We start from the raw sequence: 21,508 nt of genomic DNA on the forward strand, positions 1-21,508 counted from the left end.
CCATGACGACTGTTCAAAATCGGATTATCGCCCAGTTGGCCCAGGAATTGGGCTGCGCAGCCCAACAAATTCAAGCCGCTGTCCAACTGCTCGATGAGGGTGCCACCGTGCCCTTTATTGCGCGGTATCGAAAAGAGGTGACTGGGGGCCTTGACGATGCTGTATTGCGCGACTTACAGGAACGACTCGTCTATTTGCGGGAGTTGGAAGATCGACGTGCGGTGATCCTGGAAAGCATCGGTGGCCAAGGCAAGCTGACCCCCGAATTGAAAGCTGCTGTTGAAGCGGCCGGCAACAAGCAAACATTGGAAGACCTGTACCTGCCTTACAAACCCAAGCGGCGCACGCGGGCGCAAATTGCCCGAGAAGCTGGCCTTCAACCACTGGCCGATGCCATCTTGGCCCAACATGACTGCGTGCCGGAAAATCTGGCTACCAGCTACCTGAATCCAGAACACCAGATCAACGATGTGAAAGCGGCCCTGGATGGTGCCAAAGATATTTTGGCTGAGCAGTTTTCTGAAAATGCAGACCTGTTGGCACGCCTTCGAACCCGCCTGACCGCCGAGGGCTCGATTCGTGCGGCAGTGGTGCCGGAAAAAGCAGCAGAGGCCATCAAGTTCCAGGATTATTTTGAACACCAAGAACCGCTGAAACAGGTCGCTTCCCACCGCATGCTGGCCATGCTCCGTGGACGTGAACAAGGTTTTCTGACACTCAAGGTTGATTTGCCAGAAGTGTGGGACAACGAAAACCCGCGTGCAGCCCACCCCTTTGAAACCGAAATCGCCAACCTCCACAAAATCAATCGCGATGAATCACCCCGTGGCAAATTTCTCAGTGAAGTGTGCCGTTGGACCTGGCGCATCAAACTGGCAAGCACACTGGAAAGCGAAGTGGTGGCCAACATGCGCGACGCAGCACAAGCCGATGCGATTGGTGTATTTGGTAAAAACCTGAAAGACCTGTTGCTGGCGGCACCAGCTGGCGCCAAAGCCACAATGGGCCTGGACCCGGGCATTCGCACGGGGGTCAAGGTTGCCGTGGTGGATGCCACCGGCCAAGTGGTGGCCACCACCACCGTGTTTCCGCATGAGCCTCGCCGCCAATGGGACGAATCTATCGCTGTACTGGCGGCCCTGTGCCACAAACACCAGGTTGAATTGATCGCGATTGGCAATGGCACAGCCAGCCGGGAAACCGACCAACTGGCCAGTGACCTGCTGGCTCGACACAAAGACCTGAAAGCCACCAAGGTGATGGTCAGTGAAGCGGGCGCTTCCGTTTACAGTGCATCGGCACTGGCCTCTGCCGAGTTGCCCGAACTCGATGTGAGCTTGCGCGGCGCTGTTTCAATTGCTCGACGACTGCAGGACCCATTGGCGGAATTGGTCAAAATCGATCCAAAATCGATTGGGGTGGGCCAATACCAGCATGATGTCGACCAACGTCAGTTGAGCGGACGTTTGGAGGCAGTGGTCGAGGACTGCGTGAACGCTGTGGGCGTGGAAGTGAACACGGCATCGGAAAGCCTGTTGGCCCGAGTGTCGGGCTTGAATGCATCGGTGGCCAAAGCATTGGTGAGTTTTCGAAATACCCATGGTCAATTCAAAAGCCGTGATGATTTAAGGAAAGTGCCGCGCCTTGGCGATAAAACCTTTGAACAGGCAGCGGGTTTTTTGCGCATCCATGGTGCAGACAACCCCTTGGACGCATCAGCAGTTCACCCCGAAGCCTATATCGTGGTCGAAAAAATGGCCCAGAAGGCTGGCAAGCCAGTCGGCAGTTTGGTGGGCAATAAAGAAGTTCTGAAAACATTCAAACCCACGGAATTTGTGGACGAACGCTTCGGCTTGCCCACCGTCGAAGACATTTTGCTGGAACTGGACAAACCTGGCCGCGATCCACGTCCCAGTTTCAAAACCGCCAAATTTGATGACAATGTTCACACCATGGCCGACTTGAAACCAGGCATGTTGCTGGAAGGGGTGGTCACCAACGTGGCCAACTTTGGCGCGTTTGTAGACATTGGCGTGCACCAGGACGGATTGGTGCATGTGTCAGCATTGTCCAACACCTTCGTGAAAGACCCACACAGCGTGGTCAAAGCTGGCCAGGTGGTGAAGGTGAAAGTGCTGGAGATTGACATTCCCAGGAAGCGGATTTCGCTCACCATGCGCTTGAGCGACGACCCCGTGAAAAGTACGGGTGGACAGGTTCAAGCCAACCGTGCCGGTGGCGGTCAGCGCGATATTCGCCGCGCCAGCTCCTCACCAGCTCCTTCTAACAACGCATTCGCGGCCGCTTTTGCCAAAGCAAAAAACAGCAAATAAGCCGATTCACGCTGTAGGCTCATCGGTTGAGCCTACAGCTTGACTGCGCTGCGTTTTGGGGCGTCTAGATATTCAGTGGATTGCATTTCCACAATGCGGCTCACCGTACGGAAAAATTCATTCGCCATGGCGCCTTCGGTGTACAACTCCTCAGGCTCCACCGCCGCAGACATGATCAACTTCACCTTGTGGTCGTAGAATACATCGATCAACCAAGTGAAACGGCGGGCTTCAGAGGCCATGCCAGCGCCCATTTTTGGAACACCACTGAGAATGACGGTTTGAAATTGGCTGGCAATTTCCAGATAGTCATTCTGTGAGCGTGGACCACCACACAGGGTCGGAAAATCAAACCAGATGACCGAACCCGCCCGACGAACAGCACGAATTTTTCGGGCTTCAATTTCAAGCAGCGGGCTTTCATCGGCCACTTCAGCCAGCCGATCGAACGCCTCTTTCAACTGCCCATCGGTTAAATCGTTCAAGGGCATCAGGTAAACATTGAGTTGTTCCAAGGTGCGCCGCCGATAATCCACCCCCACATCCACATTGATGACATCCAGCTGCTTGTTGAGCAAATCGATGGCGGGCATGATTCGGTCCCGATGCAAGCCATTGGGGTACAAGTCATCGGGTTTGTAATTGGATGTCATCAAAAAGGTCACGCCATTGGCAAACAAGGCATCCAGCAGTCGATACAGAATCATGGCATCGGCAATGTCCGACACATGAAACTCATCAAAACAAATCAGGCGATAGCGCTTGGCAATCCGGGAGGCGACCTCCAGCAATGGGTCTTGCACACCCTTGAGCTCATCCAGCTCTGCGTGCACACCCCGCATGAATTCGTGAAAATGCAGGCGGGTTTTGCGTTGTACGGTCACGCAGTTGTAAAAGCAATCCATCAAAAAGCTTTTGCCGCGCCCCACCCCCCCCCACAGGTAAAGACCCTTGGGAACCGCAGGGCGATTCAGGAATTTCTTGATGACACTGCTTCGGGCTTTTTTATATTCCACAAACTCGTCGTAAAACACCTGCATGCGGTCTACCGCCTTGCGCTGTGCCGCATCAGGCTGATAGCCACGCTCAGCCAAGGTTTGTGTGTAATAGTCGACGACGTTCACGTTTACGGCGTTCAGAATTGGTGGGTACAAAAATGGCTGAGGCAAAAGCCGTCAGCCGCAAGTTGAACAGTGATGCGAGTGTAAGTCAAAGTGCAGGCAACCAGATCGATTCAATCTAGTGCCTGCACTCCAGGCCGTTTACATATTGAGCTGGCGCTTGTCGCACGCCAACGCAGCCTCTTTCACCACCTCAGACAAGCTGGGGTGTGCGTGGCAAATGCGGCCGATGTCTTCCGATGCCGCCTTGAACTCCATGGCCATCACTGCTTCTGCAATCAGGTCGGATGCATGGCTGTTGATGATATGCACGCCCAGCACCTCGTCGGTGGCTGCATCGGCCAACACCTTTACAAAGCCCTGTGAATCGCCCTGCCCCAAGGCACGGCCATTGGCCACAAAGGGGAACTGGCCTGGCTTGTATGCGCGCCCTTCGGCTTTCAACTGCTGCTCGGTTTTACCGACCCAAGCCACTTCAGGGCTGGTGTAAATCACCCATGGCACCGTGTCATAGTTGCAATGCCCGGCCTGACCAGCCAGAATCTCAGCCACCATCACGCCTTCTTCTTCGGCTTTGTGGGCCAGCATCGCACCGCGAATCACATCACCAATCGCGTAAACACCACTGACCAAGGTTTGGCAATGGGCATCCACATCAATCTGACCACGTTCATTGGTTTTCAGGCCCACCGCTTCCAAGTTCAGGCCATCGGTGTTGGGCACTCGGCCCACCGACACAATCAACTTGTCGCAAGTCAAAGACTGGTCTTTACCATCGGCACCGGTGTAAGCAACCGTAACGCCTTTCTTGGCGACCTTCACTTCACCGATCTTCACACCGAGGTTGATGTGCAAGCCTTGCTTGGTGAAAATTTTGTGCATTTCTTTGGCAACACCTTCATCGGCTGCTGCCAAAAAGGTGGGCATGGCCTCCAGAATGGTGACTTCCGAACCCAGGCGTCGCCACACTGAACCCAGCTCAAGACCAATCACGCCAGCACCAATCACACCAAGTTTCTTGGGTACAGCACCAAATTTCAACGCACCTTCGTTGTCGCAAACAGTCACGTTGTCGACCGGAATACCGGGCAAATGGCGTGCCTTGGAACCTGTTGCGATGATGACTTGCTTGGCTGTTACTTTCTCTTCGCCACCGGCGCCTTTCACCAAAACCTCGAAACCACCATCGACCTTGCCTGAAAAACTCGCCCAGCCTTTCAACTGAGTCACCTTGTTTTTCTTGAACAGGTACTGAATACCCCCGGTCATTTTGGCGACGATGTCGTCCTTGCGCTTGACCATTTTGGCGACATCCATCTTCGCGCCAGTCACGGTGATGCCATGGTCCTCGGCATGGTGTGCAATCTTCTCAAACTCTTCGGAAGAGGCCAGCAGTGCCTTGGATGGAATGCAGCCAACATTCAGGCAGGTACCGCCCAGACGTGGCTCGCCCTTGGGGTCATCGTAGGCATTGCCCTCAACACACGCCACTTTCAAACCCAGTTGCCCGGCACGGATGGCGGCAATGTAGCCGCCAGGGCCAGCACCGATCACCAATACATCGTATTGCGTACTCATGTGCGGTGCTCCTTACAGGTCCAGCAACAGGCGGGCTGGGTCTTCCAGTGCTTCTTTCATGGCCACCAGGCCCAACACAGCTTCTCGACCGTCAATGATTCGGTGGTCGTAGCTCATGGCCAGATAGTTCATGGGGCGAATCACAATTTCACCGTTTTCAACCACGGCGCGATCTTTCGTTGCGTGAATGCCCAAAATGGCTGACTGTGGCGGGTTGATGATGGGCGTGGACAGCATGGAACCGAACACACCACCGTTGGAAATCGAGAAGGTACCGCCGGTCAGCTCATCCAGGCTCAACTTGCCGTCCTTGGCTTTCTGGCCAAACTCCGCAATTTTCATCTCGATATCAGCAATGCTCATTTGGTCGGCGTTGCGCAAAATGGGCACCACCAAACCACGGGGTGAACCCACTGCAATACCAATGTCGAAATAGCCGTGGTACACAATGTCGTTGCCGTCCACCGAGGCATTGAGCACGGGGTACTTCTTGAGTGCCGCCACCGCCGCTTTCACGAAAAAGCCCATGAAGCCCAGCTTGGCACCGTGCTCCTTCTCGAACTTGTCTTTGTACTTGGCCCGCAGATCCATCACTGGCTTCATGTTCACTTCATTGAACGTGGTCAGAATGGCGTTGGTCTGCTGTGACTGCACCAAACGCTCAGCCACACGGGCACGCAAACGGCTCATGGGCACACGCTGCTCCGGGCGGCCTTCAATCAGCGTGGAGGGGTCCAGCGGAGCAGACACTTCCGGCAACAGGCTGACCGGCTTGGCTGCAGAAGGTGCTGCTGCAGGTGCCGGGGCGGGTTTGGGCGCACTCACGGCGGCAATCACATCACCCTTCGTAATGCGGCCGTCTTTGCCGGTTCCGGCCACAGCACTGGACGACAGATTGTTCTCCGCCATCATTTTTGCGGCAGACGGCATGGCCACAGCGCCCGACGTTGCCGGCGCAGCGATGGTTGCCGCTGTGGGCGCAGGGCTTGGGGCTGCAGGCGCTGATGCCGCGGCTGGCGCTGCAGCAGGCGCCGATGCCGATGCACCAGCAACCGCTTCGGTGTCAATCTTGGCCAGCAATTGACCTGCCACCACCGTGGCACCATCAGCGCACAAAATTTCTACAATCACACCGGCTTGTGGCGCAGGCACTTCCAACACCACTTTGTCGGTTTCAATATCAATCAGGTTTTCATCACGTTTAACGGCGTCGCCCGGCTTTTTGTACCAGTTCAACAGGGTTGCTTCAGCAACAGACTCGGACAGTTGTGGGACCACCACATCTACGATTGCCATGGAATAGTTTCCTTGTAAATTCTTTGTTCACGGGAGGGGCCGCTCCTGCACCCCCTCCATCTCGCCACACGAAAGGTTCGTTACTTCGTCATTACAAAGCCTTTGAGCTTGCCAAAGGCTGCATCGATCAGCGCCTTCTGCTGCTCATTGTGCTTGGCGTAGTAACCCACGGCTGGAGACGCCGATGCAGGGCGTCCCGCATAGCCCAGGCGCTGCCCCTCTTCCAGGTTTTCCATGATGTTGTGCTGGATCTGGAACCAGGGCCCCTGGTTTTGCGGTTCGTCCTGACACCACACCACTTCGTTGAGGTTAGGGTACTTGCGCAACTCGGCTGCCAAGGATTTGTGCGGGAAGGGATACAACTGCTCAATGCGGATGATGGCCACATCTTTGAGGTTGCGTTCGCGGCGGTTGGACACGAGGTCGTAGTACACACGGCCTGAGCACAGTACCGCACGCTTGACCTTGCCTGCATCCAGGTCACCCTGGTCGCCAATCACGGTGTGGAAATGCCCTTTGGACAAATCCTGCAACGTGGAAATGGCCTCTTTGTGACGCAGCAATGACTTCGGTGTAAAGATGATCAACGGCTTGCGGAACAAGCGGATCATCTGTCGACGCAGCAGGTGGAAGATCTGTGCCGGTGTTGTGGGTTGACACACCTGCATGTTGTTCTCGGCACACAGCTGCAGATAACGCTCGATGCGCGCAGAGGAGTGCTCAGGACCCTGACCTTCATAACCATGTGGCAACATCATCGTGAGGCCAGATGCCCGTCCCCATTTCACCTCACCGCTGGAAATGAACTGGTCGATCACCACTTGGGCACCGTTGGCAAAGTCGCCAAACTGCGCTTCCCAAATCACCAATGTGTTGGGTTCAGCGGTCGAATAACCATATTCAAAACCCAGCACCGCTTCTTCAGACAACACCGAGTCAATCACGGTGAATGGTGCCTGACCATCGGCGATGTTTTCCAAGGGAACATAAGTCCCCTCATTCCACTTTTCACGGCCCTGGTGGTGCAACACGGCATGACGGTGTGTGAAGGTGCCACGACCACAATCTTGACCCGTGATGCGCACTGCATACCCCGACGACACCAGCGAGGCAAATGCCAGGTGCTCACCCATGCCCCAATCCAACGGGGCCTCACCACGGCCCATGGTGGCACGGTCGGTCACCACTTTTTGAACCAGCGGATGCAGCTTAAAAGTGTCGGGAATCGTGGTGATGCGTTCAGAAAGGCGGCGCAGTTCAGCCAGTGGGACCGATGTGTCGGCCGCATCCGTCCATTTTTTGCCCAGGAACGGTGACCAATCCACAGCGAACTTGCTCTTGTAGTTCGTCAGCACGGGATCACGACGGCTGTGTTTACCCTCGTCCATCGCTGCACGGAAGTCAGAAATCATTTGTTCTGCGTCGTCAGCGGACAACACTTTTTGCATGACCAACCGTTCGGCGTACAAGGCACGGGTACCCGGATGCTGACCGATTTTCTTGTACATCAGCGGTTGGGTTACGGCAGGCGTGTCTTGCTCGTTGTGCCCCAGTTTGCGGAAGCAGACAATGTCGATCACCACGTCCTGCTGGAACTGCATGCGGAAGTCCAGCGCCAGCTGGGTCACAAAAATCACCGCTTCCGGGTCGTCGCCGTTGACGTGAAACACGGGCGCTTCAATCATTTTGACCACGTCGGAACAGTACAATGTCGACCGGCTATCGCGGGGGTCGGACGTTGTAAATCCAATCTGGTTGTTGATGACGATGTGCACCGTACCCCCAGTGCCGTAGCCTCGGGTATGCACCAGGTTCAGGGTTTCCATCACCACACCTTGGCCTGCAAACGCAGCATCGCCATGCACCAGCACTGGCAATACCTGCTTACCGTCTTTGTCGCCACGGCGTTCCTGGCGGGCCTTTACCGAACCTTCAACCACAGGGTTCACAATTTCCAGGTGGGAGGGGTTGAACGCCAGCGACAGGTGCATGGGGCCACCCGGCGTGACAACATCCGACGAGAAACCCTGGTGATACTTCACATCACCAGCAGGCAAGTCATCGGCATGTTTGCCTTCGAATTCTTCAAACAACTGACCTGGCGCCTTGCCCAGAATGTTGACCAACACGTTCAAGCGACCGCGGTGAGCCATGCCAATGACGGTTTCCTGTACGCCATTTTTGCCAGCGCGCTGAATCACCTCATCCAGCGAAGCAATGAAGGATTCTCCGCCTTCCAGCGAGAACCGCTTTTGGCCAACGTAGCGTGTGTGCAAATAACGCTCAAGCCCTTCAGCAGCCGTCAAACGCTCCAGAATGCGCAGCTTTTCATCGGCAGTCAGTTGGGCTGTACCGCGGGTGGATTCCATGCGCTCCTGCAACCAACGCTTCTGCGCCGGGTCGCTGATGTGCATGTATTCGATGCCGATGGAGCGGCAATAGGTATCGCGCAGGGACTTCACGATGTCCCGCAACGTCATCTGGTCTTGACCAAAGTAGGTGTTGGACGCCGAGAAGGTGATGTCCATGTCGGCCTCGGTGAGGCCATAAAAAGCGGGGTCAAGCTCAGGAATGTTGGGGCGCTCTTGACGCTTCAAGGGGTCAAGGTCTGCAAAGCGGGAACCGAGAAAGCGATAAGCCGCCACGATCGATTGGACGTGAACCTGCTTTTTGGCAACCTCTAGGTCTGCAGACTGGATTTGCGGTTGGATGAAGCCTTTTTTGGCCCGCTGCGCAAAGGATTCGATAACCGGTGCGTGGGCGACGTCTCGTTCGTTCACATCGCCGTGAGACGAGGGGACCATTTGCAGTTGGTCAAAATACGCGCGCCATTTTTCAGGAACCGAACCTGGGTTGTCCAGGTAGGCCTCGTACATCTCTTCGACATAGGGCGCATTGCCGCCGAACAGGTACGAATTTTGTCTAGATTGTCGCATCATTTGCGCTTCACCTTTCTCCGAGTTTCTCGTTCAAGATGTGGGGTTCGGACTCGACCGCAGCGACCGCTGTTCGGACCGAATCCCTACACACGTGGGTACATACACCGCACTCCCCGTCCATTCCATGGGCTCCTGCCCGGGTTTGGATAGCAAAAAACACCATCACTGATGTTTTCAGAGTATTTGAGAGAATATCAGATTAGAGAAACGCCCCTAAACCTCTTTTTAGGTTCAGGTGTTTTTTTGTGGCGAAAAAGGGGAATTACGGGTTTTCACGAAGTGGTAGCCCGGGCCAGCGGAAATGCCAACCCGGGCACATCTTAGAAGTGCTTGTCTTCCTCAATGTCCAGGCCTTTCAAGCCCTGCCCTTTCAAACGGCGAACCACGTAGACCACATAACCTGACAAGCCGTACAGTACAAACACGCCAAACAGCACCTTGGGCGGATCCTGGGAGGCCAGTGCAAAAGCCAGCGGGATCAGCGCCAACACCAGAAATGGCACGCTCTTGCGGAAATGAAAGTCTTTGCCACTGAAAAACGGCACCGACGACACCATGGTCACACCCGCGTAAAAGGTGATGGTCCATGCCAGCCAGTCCAACTCGGCACCCGCCATCTTGACGTCGTCCATCACCCAGACAAAACCAGTGACCAAAGCCGCTGCAGCAGGGCTGGGCAAACCTTGAAACCAAGCCTTGTCAACTTTGGCTGCATTGGTGTTGAACCGCGCCAAACGCAATGCTGCGCCGGCAACATACACAAACGCCGCAACCCAACCCAGCTTGCCCATGCCATGCAGCGCCCATTCATAAACAATGAGGGCCGGTGCAGCACCAAACGACACCATGTCGGCCAAACTGTCGTATTCAGCACCAAATGCGCTTTGGGTGTTCGTCATGCGGGCCACCCGGCCATCCAGACTGTCCAGCACCATGGCTGCAAAAATGGCCACAGCCGCCGTGGTGAACTGCTGCCCCATGGCCTGCACAATGCCGTAAAACCCGCAAAACAGGGCCGCGGTGGTAAACAGGTTGGGCAGCAGGTACACCCCTTTGTGAGGCTGACCTGCTGGACGAACCGCACTGGCAATGGTGCGCCGGGGGGCCCCGAAACGGTTTTTGTTGCGCTTGAATCGCATACGGTTCAGGACACCAACTCAGCGAGAATGGTGGATGACGCAGACACCTTGTCGCCAATCGCGACCTTGGGCACACAATCAACCGGCAGGTACACATCCACGCGAGATCCGAATCGAATAAAGCCGTAGCGCTGACCTTTTTCCACCGTGTCGGCTGGCTTCACATAGCAAAGAATACGACGTGCAATCAGCCCAGCGACTTGCACGGCAGTGACAGTTGCACCGCTATCGGTGTGGATGACCACCGCGTTGCGCTCATTTTGTGTGCTGGCTTTGTCCAGGTCTGCATTCACGAACAAGCCGGGAAAGTAATCCACGGTCTTGATTTCGCCACCAATCGGGATCCTGTTGGAATGCACATTGAACACATTCATGAACACGGAAATCTTCAAGGCCTCACGCTGTGCATAAGGATCATCTGTGCGCTCAACAGCCACGATGCGACCGTCTGCCGGCGATACCACGGCATTTTTTTGACTGGGAATATAACGAGGAGGATCCCGGAAAAACTGGAGAACAAATACGAAAAGAATCCATGCCAACAGGGACAGGAAGCTCAAGCCGAACGATTGAAGCGCCAAGGCAAGAATGCCGACGATGGCGAGAAATGGCCAACCCTCACGGGCAATAATCGGGTGGGGATAGTTCATCGTTATTTATTGTGAATGGTGTTGAAGACGATTTTATAAAGCAAAACACACCCGTGCGGGGTATTTTTGTGCGAATTCGCCGATAAGAATCTGAAAGGTGTGCTCTAGAAGCTGGCGGATCACGGGGTAGATGAGGAACCATTCTCCAGATATCACGCACTCATTGGATATTTTGTTCGCATATGTGCTCAGGCCCCAGCAGCATGGTTGAGGGACATCAGCATTCATTTCAACAGTTCCCGCGAATACCCATTGTCCATGAACGCCCCCCGCGCACAATCAATCAACCGTTTAGCCATCCTACTGGCGACGGCTTCATCCAAAACCCAGACCTTGCCCACACAATGCGTCCAAACCGTTGCGAACATCGCGCAGGGTCTGCTGAAACACTTCCGTCCGGCAGGTCCAACCTCAATATCGTCCTCATCCATCAGTCGAACAAGCTCCGTCGACTCAGGGATATCCAATAAAAATGCGATCGATTTCAAGACGTTGCACCTGGAGGCATCGACAAGTCTGATCAAACAGCTGAGCAAACTGTCTATCGGAAAGGGCCGCAATAGCCCGTTGCCATCCTTGGCCGCACAACTGAACCAAGCGCTGGAGCAAACCAACAATTCTCAGCTGGAGCGATCCAGTGGTCAGCCCTCTGAAATCCGCGAGATCATCGGTGGTAAAAAGAAAGCCACCTCGCTCAGTTTGAGCGGTATTCGATATTGGCTCGAATTGCGCAGCCTATACAAAGCAGGGAAAAACGGCCAAGCACTGCCACAGAACATGCAACATGTGCACATTCGCAAAGGTCTCGCGGCGTACATACATGGCGCGCTGCGGGCTAGCCGATTCCTGGATGGCGTGCTCGATCTGAAAACCCTGGATAAATTGATCTTCAATCATTACATCGACATCTTGAACCGAAGCAACTGGAGCACCACTCATCTTCGAAATACCCTCTCGTTTCAGGCCTCCACAGCACAGCATAAAACTGCAGAGTTTTTGAGCACCATGACTCCAGCTTCCCAGCTGTCGGGGGGCCTAAAACGGGCCTACGAGGCGTCAGGCATTCAGGGGGTTTGCAGTTACAGCACGCAGGAAGCCCGGCATGCCGTGAACCTTTGGCAAACACAATTTAATGCTGAAAATAGACAACAAACAGGTCAGCCTCCCCTGTTTTCAGGCATTCGCCATGGTGTTCACGATGCCTATGGACTCAACGGTGCAGAACGTATCCGGGCCAACCAGCAGCGCACCTGGGAATTTGTTAAAGCCTGCCTGGTGGATCAGATGGCTCGCAGACCGTTGAATGAACGCCAATTGGCCGGATTGGAGGTGATTGAGTTACCCATCGTGTCCGTGAATTTACTTACCCCCGTGGGCAAGGAAAAATCTATGATTGAGCATCAAACAGCTGCCTTCAACGCGATGGAGTTAATGCACAATCAGAGCCTGCATAACAAAGCCCCGCTCATATTGCGGATCACCGACCCTCAAGGACACCCCCGCAAGGTCCAAGTTGCTCCACGCTTTTTGCCGTTTAACGTGCCAGTCAATGGGTTCGCCTTGGGACTGGGAGCGCACATGACCGGAATTTGGCGTTTTTCTGATGGCATGAACCAAGCAGCGATTACTGCCCTCATTGGCCACCCAGACAAAGCCTTCAGCGGCCTGGCTGGGGCTCGCTTGGCCGAATATGCCCAGCAACTTAGTGACTTGAAGTCTACAGAACGAGAGGGAGGCGACACCACCGCCCAGCAGCGGGTGGTGCACCAAAAAATGGCGATGATTACCACTTTGAGTGAACAAATTCGAAGTATCACGCGCAACCATCGTCACCACAGTGTGGGCAAAGAGCCCTACAAACTGCCAGTGCGTCTGCTCGCCTTGGCCCATGAGTGTGGCGCAGTGCCAGCCTACAATTGCAAAAGTGGCAAGGACCGCACGGGTCAATTGAATGTCGAAATTCGGGACTTTTACGCACATTTCCATGGCACAGGGCAATTTCGCCAGCCCGATGCACAGCGTTCGGAACTCGAACGCCAGAATTACTCAACCCTGTTTGCCGACGGAGGCGACCGCCACATTCAAACGCTGAATACGGGTGTACCAGGTAGCAAGTCTCAACTGCCTTTTTACCATGCACTATTGGGTGTGAAAGCCGAAAAAATGGATGCCATCAAAGGGCTATCCAAGTGGGTAGGCACCTGATTGTCTCTAGCTCAAGGCTGACTGCCCAATCCATAAAAAAACCCCAACCATTTGATGGTTGGGGTTCAGTCAAAGTCAGACCAAAATTGGTCTGGCAAAGCACGATCAGTTCTTGGACTGATCAACCAACTTGTTCTTGGAGATCCAAGGCATCATGGCGCGCAACTGTGCACCCACCACTTCAATGGGGTGTGCTGCGTTCAAACGGCGACGGGCGGTCATTTCCGGGTAGTTGGTACGACCTTCCAGGATGAAACGCTTGGCGTATTCACCGTTCTGGATGTTGGTCAGACATTCCTTCATGGCAGCACGAGCCTGGTCGGCAATCACACGCTGGCCGGTCACGTACTCACCATATTCCGCATTGTTGGAAATGGAGTAGTTCATGTTAGCAATACCGCCTTCGTACATCAGGTCCACGATCAGTTTCAGTTCGTGCAGACACTCGAAGTAGGCCATTTCAGGTGCGTAACCGGCTTCGACCAGGGTTTCAAAACCGGCCTTCACCAGTTCAACGGCGCCACCGCACAGAACGGCTTGCTCACCGAACAGGTCGGTTTCGGTTTCTTCACGGAAGTTGGTCTCGATCACGCCACCTTTGGTGCCACCGTTGGCGGCAGCGTAGGCCAGCGCCACGTCTTTGGCAGAGCCTGACTTGTCCTGATAAATCGCGATCAGGGAAGGAACGCCACCACCTTTGAGGTATTCGGAACGCACGGTGTGGCCTGGGCCTTTGGGGGCGATCATGATGACGTCGATGTCAGCGCGGGGTACCACTTGGTTGTAATGCACGTTAAAGCCGTGGGCAAACGCCAAAGCCGCACCGGGCTTGATGTTGGGGGCCACTTCCTTGTTGTACACATCAGGAATGTTCTCGTCGGGCAACAGGATCATGACCACGTCGGCTTCGCGAACGGCATCGGCCACTTCCTTCACTTTCAGGCCGGCGCCTTCGGCTTTGGACCAGGAAGCACCACCTTTGCGCAGGCCAACCACCACGTCCACACCCGAGTCACGCAGGTTTTGTGCGTGGGCATGGCCCTGTGAGCCGTAGCCGATGATGGACACTTTCTTCTTCTGGATCAGGGACAGATCCGCATCTTTGTCGTAATACACTTTCATGTCAGTTTCCTTGCGTCAATGTGAGGTTAATGGCTTGCGGATTACACGCGGAGAATGCGTTCTCCGCGGCCAATGCCGGAGCTGCCGGTACGGACAGTCTCCAGAATGGCGGTGCGGTCAATCGCGTCCAGGAATGCATCCAGTTTCGACTTGTTGCCAGTCAGTTCGATGGTGTAGCTTTTCTCGGTCACATCAATGATGCGGCCGCGGAAGATATCAGCGGTGCGCTTAATCTCTTCCCGCTCTTTGCCAACTGCGCGCAATTTTACCAGCATCAGCTCGCGTTCGATGTGCGGGCCGTCGGTCAGGTCCACCACTTTTACCACTTCAATCAAGCGGTTGAGGTGTTTGGTGATCTGCTCGATGATGTCATCGGAGCCCACCGTCACGATGGTCATGCGCGACAGGGTTTCGTCTTCCGTGGGGGCCACAGTCAACGTCTCAATGTTGTAACCACGGGCCGAGAACAGGCCCACCACACGGGACAATGCGCCCGGTTCGTTCTCCAGGAGAACGGAAATGATGTGTCTCATATTTGCGTTTTCCATGTGATTACAGCTCCTCTGAACCCAGCAGCATTTCGGTCAGCCCTTTGCCGGCCTTCACCATGGGCCACACGTTTTCCGTGCGGTCGGTGATGAAGTCCATGAACACCAGGCGGTCCTTGTACTTGCCAAAGGCCTCCCGCAGCGCGGGCTCCACATCGGCGGGTTTGGTGATCTGCATGCCCACATGGCCGTAGGCTTCCACCAGTTTGACGAAATCGGGCAAGGCGTCCATGTAGCTCTCGGAATAGCGGGAACCGTAATCCAGCTGCTGCCACTGACGAACCATGCCCAGGTAACGGTTGTTCAGGTTACAAATCTTGGGTGTGAAGTGGTACTGGAAACAGGTCGACAGTTCCTGGATGTTCATCTGGATGGATGCCTCACCCGTGATACAGGCCACCAGCGCGTCGGGGTTGGCCATTTGAACCCCCATGGCATACGGCAGGCCGACGCCCATGGTACCCAAGCCACCGGAATTGATCCAGCGACGGGGTTTGTCAAACTTGTAGTACTGGGCCGCCCACATTTGATGCTGCCCCACATCTGAAGTGATGAAGGCATCACCACCCGTGACTTCCCACAGTTTTTCAACCACAAACTGCGGCTTGATGACTTCGTCAGAATTGGCGTAGCCCAAGCACTTGCGTTCGCGCCACTTTTCAACCTGTGCCCACCAACCCTGAAGCTTGCCCTGGTCGACGCGGCGGCCGCTTTCATCCAGCAGTTGCAGAAGGTCAACCAACACGTCTTTGATGTTGCCCACAATGGGTACATCCACCTTGACGCGCTTGGAAATGGAGGAGGGATCAATATCGATGTGAATGATTTTGCGAGGAATGGACGCAAAATCCTTGGGATTACCGATCACACGGTCATCAAAACGCGCGCCGATGGCAATCAGCACGTCGCAGTTTTGCATGGCCATGTTGGCTTCATAGGTGCCATGCATGCCGGGCATGCCGACAAACTTTTTGTCAGTGGCCTTGAAGGCACCCAAACCCATCAGGGTGTTGGTCACGGGCGCACCCACCCATTCCACCAATCGGTGCAGCTCGGGGGACGCATCACCCAACACCACACCACCGCCGGTGTAAATCATGGGGCGCTCGGCGTCCAGGATCATCTGAACCGCTTTTTTGATTTGCCCCTGATGACCCTTAACCACTGGATTGTAGGAGCGCATTTTCACCGGCTCACTGTAATCAAACGTGGTTTTGTGGATGGTGATGTCCTTGGGAATGTCCACCAGCACGGGGCCGGGGCGGCCGGTGCGGGCGATGTAAAACGCCTCTTTCATCACGCGTGCAAGGTCTTTGACATCTTTCACCAGGAAGTTATGCTTCACGCAGGGGCGGGTAATGCCCACGGTGTCGCATTCCTGAAAAGCATCTTGACCAATGGCGTGCGTCGGCACCTGGCCGGACAGGATCACCATCGGGATGGAGTCCATGTAGGCTGTGGCAATGCCGGTGACCGCATTGGTCAGGCCGGGGCCCGATGTCACCAGACACACGCCAACTTTGTTGCTTGAGCGAGAGTAAGCATCGGCTGCATGAACAGCGGCTTGCTCATGACGCACGAGGATGTGCTCAAAACCATCTTGCTTGAAAATGGCATCGTAGATGTACAGCACGGCACCACCGGGGTAGCCAAAAACATGCTTGACACCTTCTTCTTCTAAACATTTGACAACGATTTCCGCGCCGGTATATTCCATTTTTTCAAATCCTGACAAAATCCACGGGACATTGGTCGGATGCCGTCCTGGATCGCATTGCCGTGGGGCACAGGCTTTGGGGAGATGAACAACCTTGTGGGTGTGGACATGTCGCAAAGCGCTGGCGATCTCGACCCGATTATGTCGGGCAGGTTGGCCATGGGCTTCTGAAACACGGTTTCAGCGCCCTAGCGCGTCTTTCGCCAAAACAACAAGGGTATGCTGGATGACTAGGACAAAATTAGGGTAGAACGCGATGGTAGCGGTTAACCGTCCTTCGGTCAAGAATTTTGCCCGCTGCTTTGCTATCATCCTAGGCAATTTAAAACAAGCTGGGACCTTGGTCCCACCCCGCTCACCCTTTCGGATTCTTCACACTCGAGACGCGACAGAACACCATGGCCAGCACGAGAGAACTTGAAGAATTTCTGCGGGAAGTCACGCCCAGGGCGTTCCGACAGGCCATGTTCGCCGTCAAGAATGAAGAAAGCGCACTGGACCTGGTGCAAGACAGCATGATGAAGCTGTCGGAAAAATACGGAGACAAACCGGCCGAGGAATTGCCGATGTTGTTCACCCGCATCCTGCAAAACACGATTCTTGACCATCACCGGCGCCAGAAGGTCAGAAACACCTGGACCACCCTCTTTTCAAGCTTCCAGAAAGCTGAAGAGGAAGAATACGATGTGCTGGAGAACCTTCTAGCGCAAGACGACTCTCAGCACGACAGCGCTCAGTCTGAAGTGGAAACACAACAAAACATGGCGGCCATTCAGGAGGCCATTGAAAACCTGCCGGAACGTCAACGTCAGGCCTTTCTGCTGCGTTATTGGGAGGAGATGGACTTGGCGGAGACCGCAAAGATCATGGGATGCTCGGAGGGCAGCGTGAAAACTCACTGCTCTCGGGCCACGAAGGCGTTGGCGGCTGTGCTCAAACAGCAAGGGTTTAGGTCATGAACGAGGAACGGCTTACCGCAGCAATCATTAAGCGGATGTTGGACGAATCGGTTAAATCACTGCCGTCCAACGTGCAGTCACGCCTGGACGATTCAATCGCCAAAGCATTGCAGACGCATGCGCTGAAATCGGCCCAAAACGCCCAGAAATCATCGCCAGTGATGAAGGCTCTGCCCACCGGGGGTTTGACGGGCTTCTTCGAAACATTGTCAGGCTGGTTCAACCGCCCTGCACTGTCGCTGGCGCTCAGCGCTGCCTTTGTTGCCGTTTCCGTGGTGGGCGTCGTGAAATATGGGACAGACACATACAACGCCAAGGTCACCGAAACAGCGGATCTGGACGCTGCCATTTTGTCGGATGACTTGCCACCAGACGCGTACCTGGATTCTGGTTTTGTGAACTTCACCACGAAACAACCCAAAGAAGGCCAGTTACCGCCCGATGACGCCATTGATGAATGGATTCAGAAACTGGCCCCAGAGGGCCAGGCTGCCATTTGAATCGGAGCCAGTTCACCATGAACCACACAGTCATCCGTTTGAAACACTGGAGCTTGACGGCGGGCCTGCTGTTCATCCTCGGGGTACAAACCACGGATGTATTTGCAAAAACACCGTGGAATCAGCTCAGTCCGAAGCAGCAGGAACTGTTGGAACCCATGCGCAACGATTGGAATAACATGACACCCGCTCAACAAGAGCGTTGGCTGCATGTGGGGAAAAAGTACGAGAATGAGGCCCCAGAGCGGCAAAACATGATGCGTGAACGCGTTAGTACCTGGCGCGAGCTCAGTCCACAAGAAAAGGCCGCTGCACGCGCCAACTACAAAGCCCTGCAAGAAAAACAGCAAGGCGAGAAGAATTCAAGCTGGAACAGCTACCAAACCCTTCGACCGGAAGAGCGGGAGGGCTATCAGGAACGCCCCCGCGGCCGTGGCCGCTAAACCACAACCATGAATATCCGCATTTTAGACCATGGTCTGATATCGCCCAGTCGTAAGCGGCGCCTAGCCTGCATGCTCTACGAAACCATGCTGCTGTTCGGTGTGGTGTTTATCGCTGGCTATTTCTTCGACACACTCACCCAGAGCAAACATGCGCTGTACCTTCGCCATCAACGGCAGGCGTGGCTGTTTTTTGTCATCGGACTGTATTTTGTCTGGTTTTGGCGGCACGGTGGCCAGACCTTGGCCATGAAAACCTGGCACATCAAGTTGGTGAATGCCGAGGGCACTGCGGTCGGTTGGGGACAGGCTCTGTTTCGGTACTTGATCTGCTGGCCTTTGTCGCTCAGTGGCCTGGGTTTTATCTATTCCTGGTTTGATCCACAGGGCCAATTTGCGCAAGACAGACTTTGCAACACACGGCTGGTGAGCACCAAGGCCCGCGCACGGGGCGTTGAAGAGGCCACACGTGTGTAGTCACCCAACAGCCGCATCGTTCAACCACCCCCCTTTACCTTGAGTTGTTTCCTCAGGCTGCGCAAGGCCAACTCCAGACGCAACCAATCCGCCTCGGTTTTCGGTACACCACAACGAATCAACACACCCTGCTCGGTTGGGTAGGTTCGAACCAGAATTCCCAATCGCTCCAGCTGATGCGCCCAGGTTTCGGTGTCGACATGCCGAAATGCCACGAAGTAGCCTCCCTTGTACAGATCGTCCTCAACCCCGAGTGTGGTGGACCACAATCGTTCCAATCGCCCAACGGCCTCACGCAACCGCGCGCGTTGCTCCACCCGCCAGCCCGCTGCCTCAAAAAACTGCAACGCCAGCCACCACTGAGGCGCTGACACCGCCTGTGTGCCCACCTCATTGAGCAAAGCGGAACAAACCGCCTTGGGCGCACACACAAAAGCCAGGTTAGCGCCCTGCAGACCAGAGAACGGGGCCACCGAGCGCAGCACAATGGCCGGACAGTCATCAATCCAAGCCGCATAGCTGGGCTCATCGGTCCAATCCAGATAAGCCTCATCCAGAATGAGCCAACCGCCCTGTTGGCGCAATTGATGCGCCAGGGCCTTGACGCGCTCAATCGAGATCAATTCGCAGGTTGGATTGACCGGGCGAGCAAGGATCAAAACATCGCACTCTGGAATGTCTCCCTCCAGAATCATGTCCACGGGCCAATCCAGCACGATGTGACTGGCCCGTCGGAAGCGCTTGTCCCATTGATCAAAACTGGGCTCGGCCAACACGATGCGCATGCTGCCATACCAGGTTTGGAACAAACGCGCCAAACCCGAAATACCACTTTCAATGCCAGTGACGGCCAACACCGATTCGCAATCAAAGAACTGGCGGGCACGCGCATGAAAATGGGAACGCAATACATCGGCCTTTGCCCAGATGTCTGCAGGCATGGGGGGAAGTGGCAATTCATCGGGGGCAACAGAACCCGACAAATCGAGCTTTGCCGCCGCTGCAATCCGGGTGTCAATGAACATCAAGGGTTTCCAGATGAACCGGGAAGCCCCAGAGACGTTCCACATGGGCTAGGGTTTTTTCAGCTTCGCCATCGTTCAGTGGTCGCCCACGTCGACTCATATGACTCAGGGTCAAGGAGCGGTCTGTCATCCGTGCATACGATGTGACCTGAATGTCGGGCACTGTGCTTTCACGGGAATATTGATCGGCCAACAGGGTCCGAATGCGGCGATAGCCCTCGTCGTTGTGAATGCTGTCAATGACCAGGTCGCTCTCATTGACGTGGTCCGCAATTGCGAACAAACGGAAATCACGAATCACTTTGGGAGACAAAAACTGCCGGATGAATGATTCGTCCTTGAAGTTGCGCATGGCAAAGTCAATGGCTTTCAGCCAATCGCCTGTGCCGGCCAACTCGGGAAACCAGGCACGATCCTCATCGGTGGGCTTTTCACACAAGCGGCGAATGTCCGCAAACATGGCAAAGCCCAAGGCGTAGGGGTTCAGTGCACGGTAACGACCATCCCGTGAATCGGGTTGAAACACCACATTGGTGTGCGAGGTCAGGAACTCCAACATAAACCCGTCGGACACTTGCTTTCGATCGTAGAGCGTATTGAGCAGGGTGTAGTGCCAAAAACTGGCCCAACCTTCGTTCATCACCTTGGTCTGCCCCTGGGGATAAAAATATTGGGACATTTTGCGAACAATCCGAACCAGTTCACGCTCCCAATCCCGCAATTTGGGCGCCTCTTTTTCGATAAAGTAAAGCAGGTTTTCCACGGGCTCTGGCGGGTAGTTGTCTTGCTTGCGCTCAATCTTGGCCGCCTCCACCGGCGAGACTTTGGCCATGATTTCATCGTACTGCCTGCGCTTTTCCTCGGCGAGATCATCCCGCCGGGCCCTTACTGACGCTTCCGATTCAAAACGGCGTTTGTAGCGGTCCACGCCAAAATGCTGAATGGCATGGGCGGCATCCAACACTTCCTCCACCGCATCGAAACCGTATTTCTCCTCGCACTCCATCACGTACTTTTTGGCAAACACCAGGTAGTCGATGATGGCGTCGGCCTGCGTCCACTGACGAAAGAGGTAATTGCCCTTGAAAAACGAGTTGTGACCATAGCAAGCATGCGCAATCACCAGGGTCTGCATGGTCATGGTGTTTTCTTCCATGAGGTAAGAAATGCAGGGATTGCTGTTGATGACCACTTCATAGGCCAGATTCTGCTGGCCTGTCTCGTACAGATGCTCGTTGACCGAAAAGGATTTGCCATAACTCCAGTGCGGGTACATTACAGGCATGGCACCGCTGGAATAGGCATCCAGCATTTGCTCGGCGCTGATGACCTCAATCTGGTTGGGGTAAGTATCCAGCTTGTAGGTATTGGCGGCGATGTCATGCACGGCCTCGTCGATGTCGCGAAGCAATTCGAATGTCCATTCATTGCCAGCGGAATCCAGGCGCTTGCCCAT

General features: G+C 54.8%; 19 protein-coding genes. 7 read left to right on the forward strand and 12 right to left on the reverse strand.

All coding sequences use genetic code 11. The annotated features are described in order from the left end of the window. Positions 1-2 precede the first annotated feature (2 nt). Positions 3-2,333 carry a Tex family protein gene (locus NQT62_RS07285; protein ID WP_256764009.1) on the forward strand — a complete coding sequence of 777 codons (2,331 nt, stop codon included), beginning with the start codon at positions 3-5 and terminating at the stop codon, positions 2,331-2,333. Between the two features lie 32 nt (positions 2,334-2,365). Here NQT62_RS07285 and zapE read toward each other — a convergent pair whose 3' ends face one another. The 7 genes from zapE to NQT62_RS07320 all read right to left on the reverse strand — a co-directional run bounded on the left by zapE (position 2,366) and on the right by NQT62_RS07320 (position 11,544). Next, positions 2,366-3,457, reverse strand: coding sequence for a cell division protein ZapE (zapE, locus tag NQT62_RS07290; RefSeq protein ID WP_256764010.1), 1,092 nt, complete (start codon positions 3,455-3,457; stop codon positions 2,366-2,368). Between the two features lie 138 nt (positions 3,458-3,595). Beyond that, positions 3,596-5,032 (reverse strand): dihydrolipoyl dehydrogenase, encoded by a 1,437-nt coding sequence (gene lpdA / locus NQT62_RS07295; protein WP_256764011.1) that lies wholly within the window; start codon positions 5,030-5,032, stop codon positions 3,596-3,598. Between the two features lie 12 nt (positions 5,033-5,044). After that, positions 5,045-6,328: a 2-oxoglutarate dehydrogenase complex dihydrolipoyllysine-residue succinyltransferase gene (odhB, locus tag NQT62_RS07300; protein ID WP_256764012.1), complete on the reverse strand. Its 1,284-nt coding sequence runs from the start codon at positions 6,326-6,328 to the stop codon at positions 5,045-5,047. An 80-nt stretch (positions 6,329-6,408) separates the two neighbouring features. Continuing rightward, the gene (locus tag NQT62_RS07305) at positions 6,409-9,267 is read right to left on the reverse strand and encodes a 2-oxoglutarate dehydrogenase E1 component (RefSeq protein WP_256764013.1); all 2,859 of its coding nucleotides are present in this window, start codon (positions 9,265-9,267) and stop codon (positions 6,409-6,411) included. Positions 9,268-9,587: 320 nt separating this feature from the next. Beyond that, positions 9,588-10,406 (reverse strand): CDP-diacylglycerol--serine O-phosphatidyltransferase, encoded by an 819-nt coding sequence (gene pssA, locus NQT62_RS07310; RefSeq protein ID WP_256764014.1) that lies wholly within the window; start codon positions 10,404-10,406, stop codon positions 9,588-9,590. Between the two features lie 5 nt (positions 10,407-10,411). Beyond that, entirely contained in the window at positions 10,412-11,056 is a 645-nt protein-coding gene (locus NQT62_RS07315) for a phosphatidylserine decarboxylase (RefSeq protein WP_256764015.1), read from the reverse strand. A 224-nt stretch (positions 11,057-11,280) separates the two neighbouring features. Next, positions 11,281-11,544, reverse strand: coding sequence for a hypothetical protein (locus NQT62_RS07320; protein ID WP_256764017.1), 264 nt, complete (start codon positions 11,542-11,544; stop codon positions 11,281-11,283). Between the two features lie 88 nt (positions 11,545-11,632). Between NQT62_RS07320 and NQT62_RS07325 the strand changes: the two genes are divergently transcribed. Next, complete coding sequence (locus tag NQT62_RS07325) at positions 11,633-13,261, forward strand: inositol phosphate phosphatase SopB (RefSeq protein ID WP_256764018.1); 1,629 nt, start codon at positions 11,633-11,635, stop codon at positions 13,259-13,261. Positions 13,262-13,366: 105 nt separating this feature from the next. Here NQT62_RS07325 and ilvC read toward each other — a convergent pair whose 3' ends face one another. From ilvC to NQT62_RS07340, 3 genes are read right to left on the reverse strand one after another with little or no spacing between them, the layout of a single operon-like run. Next, positions 13,367-14,383: a ketol-acid reductoisomerase gene (gene ilvC / locus NQT62_RS07330; RefSeq protein ID WP_256764019.1), complete on the reverse strand. Its 1,017-nt coding sequence runs from the start codon at positions 14,381-14,383 to the stop codon at positions 13,367-13,369. Between the two features lie 41 nt (positions 14,384-14,424). After that, a complete protein-coding gene (gene ilvN / locus NQT62_RS07335; protein ID WP_256764020.1) occupies positions 14,425-14,916 on the reverse strand; it encodes an acetolactate synthase small subunit in 492 nt (163 codons plus the stop codon). Between the two features lie 19 nt (positions 14,917-14,935). Further along, positions 14,936-16,648 carry an acetolactate synthase 3 catalytic subunit gene (locus NQT62_RS07340; RefSeq protein WP_256764021.1) on the reverse strand — a complete coding sequence of 571 codons (1,713 nt, stop codon included), beginning with the start codon at positions 16,646-16,648 and terminating at the stop codon, positions 14,936-14,938. A 39-nt stretch (positions 16,649-16,687) separates the two neighbouring features. Here NQT62_RS07340 and NQT62_RS07345 point away from each other — a divergent pair, with 39 nt between their 5' ends. From NQT62_RS07345 to NQT62_RS07365, 5 genes are all read left to right on the forward strand, one after another. Further along, positions 16,688-16,819: a hypothetical protein gene (locus tag NQT62_RS07345; RefSeq protein WP_256764022.1), complete on the forward strand. Its 132-nt coding sequence runs from the start codon at positions 16,688-16,690 to the stop codon at positions 16,817-16,819. Between the two features lie 227 nt (positions 16,820-17,046). Continuing rightward, positions 17,047-17,607, forward strand: a complete 561-nt coding sequence (locus tag NQT62_RS07350; RefSeq protein WP_256764023.1) for an RNA polymerase sigma factor — start codon at positions 17,047-17,049, stop codon at positions 17,605-17,607. Further along, positions 17,604-18,107, forward strand: a complete 504-nt coding sequence (locus NQT62_RS07355; RefSeq protein ID WP_256764024.1) for a DUF3619 family protein — start codon at positions 17,604-17,606, stop codon at positions 18,105-18,107. The genes NQT62_RS07350 and NQT62_RS07355 overlap by 4 nt, the downstream gene beginning before the upstream one ends. Before the next feature lie 17 nt (positions 18,108-18,124). Further along, the gene (locus tag NQT62_RS07360; protein WP_256764025.1) at positions 18,125-18,550 is read left to right on the forward strand and encodes a DUF3106 domain-containing protein; all 426 of its coding nucleotides are present in this window, start codon (positions 18,125-18,127) and stop codon (positions 18,548-18,550) included. 9 nt (positions 18,551-18,559) lie between these two features. After that, positions 18,560-19,027 carry an RDD family protein gene (locus NQT62_RS07365; protein WP_256764026.1) on the forward strand — a complete coding sequence of 156 codons (468 nt, stop codon included), beginning with the start codon at positions 18,560-18,562 and terminating at the stop codon, positions 19,025-19,027. Positions 19,028-19,047: 20 nt separating this feature from the next. Here the strand turns inward: NQT62_RS07365 and NQT62_RS07370 are convergent, their stop codons facing one another. After that, on the reverse strand, positions 19,048-20,052 hold the full coding sequence (locus tag NQT62_RS07370) for an aminotransferase class I/II-fold pyridoxal phosphate-dependent enzyme (protein ID WP_256764027.1): 1,005 nt from the start codon (positions 20,050-20,052) through the stop codon (positions 19,048-19,050). Continuing rightward, a complete protein-coding gene (locus tag NQT62_RS07375) occupies positions 20,042-21,508 on the reverse strand; it encodes a SpoVR family protein (protein ID WP_256764028.1) in 1,467 nt (488 codons plus the stop codon). The genes NQT62_RS07370 and NQT62_RS07375 overlap by 11 nt, the downstream gene beginning before the upstream one ends.

The sequence above is a fragment of the Limnobacter humi genome (genome assembly GCF_024518835.1).
GTDB lineage: Bacteria > Pseudomonadota > Gammaproteobacteria > Burkholderiales > Burkholderiaceae_B > Limnobacter > Limnobacter humi.

What these genes read in the sequence shown, in the direction of transcription:
- NQT62_RS07365 (WP_256764026.1), top strand. Translation starts at nt 18,560, where the DNA reads ATGAATATCCGCATTTTAGACCATGGTCTGATATCGCCCAGTCGTAAG.
- NQT62_RS07315 (WP_256764015.1), bottom strand. Translation starts at nt 11,056, where the DNA reads ATGAACTATCCCCACCCGATTATTGCCCGTGAGGGTTGGCCATTTCTC.
- NQT62_RS07355 (WP_256764024.1), top strand. Translation starts at nt 17,604, where the DNA reads ATGAACGAGGAACGGCTTACCGCAGCAATCATTAAGCGGATGTTGGAC.
- ilvN (WP_256764020.1), bottom strand. Translation starts at nt 14,916, where the DNA reads ATGAGACACATCATTTCCGTTCTCCTGGAGAACGAACCGGGCGCATTG.
- odhB (WP_256764012.1), bottom strand. Translation starts at nt 6,328, where the DNA reads ATGGCAATCGTAGATGTGGTGGTCCCACAACTGTCCGAGTCTGTTGCT.
- pssA (WP_256764014.1), bottom strand. Translation starts at nt 10,406, where the DNA reads ATGCGATTCAAGCGCAACAAAAACCGTTTCGGGGCCCCCCGGCGCACC.
- NQT62_RS07345 (WP_256764022.1), top strand. Translation starts at nt 16,688, where the DNA reads ATGCCGTCCTGGATCGCATTGCCGTGGGGCACAGGCTTTGGGGAGATG.
- NQT62_RS07375 (WP_256764028.1), bottom strand. Translation starts at nt 21,508, where the DNA reads ATGGGCAAGCGCCTGGATTCCGCTGGCAATGAATGGACATTCGAATTG.
- NQT62_RS07350 (WP_256764023.1), top strand. Translation starts at nt 17,047, where the DNA reads ATGGCCAGCACGAGAGAACTTGAAGAATTTCTGCGGGAAGTCACGCCC.
- NQT62_RS07285 (WP_256764009.1), top strand. Translation starts at nt 3, where the DNA reads ATGACGACTGTTCAAAATCGGATTATCGCCCAGTTGGCCCAGGAATTG.
- ilvC (WP_256764019.1), bottom strand. Translation starts at nt 14,383, where the DNA reads ATGAAAGTGTATTACGACAAAGATGCGGATCTGTCCCTGATCCAGAAG.
- NQT62_RS07305 (WP_256764013.1), bottom strand. Translation starts at nt 9,267, where the DNA reads ATGATGCGACAATCTAGACAAAATTCGTACCTGTTCGGCGGCAATGCG.
- lpdA (WP_256764011.1), bottom strand. Translation starts at nt 5,032, where the DNA reads ATGAGTACGCAATACGATGTATTGGTGATCGGTGCTGGCCCTGGCGGC.
- NQT62_RS07340 (WP_256764021.1), bottom strand. Translation starts at nt 16,648, where the DNA reads ATGGAATATACCGGCGCGGAAATCGTTGTCAAATGTTTAGAAGAAGAA.
- NQT62_RS07370 (WP_256764027.1), bottom strand. Translation starts at nt 20,052, where the DNA reads ATGTTCATTGACACCCGGATTGCAGCGGCGGCAAAGCTCGATTTGTCG.
- NQT62_RS07360 (WP_256764025.1), top strand. Translation starts at nt 18,125, where the DNA reads ATGAACCACACAGTCATCCGTTTGAAACACTGGAGCTTGACGGCGGGC.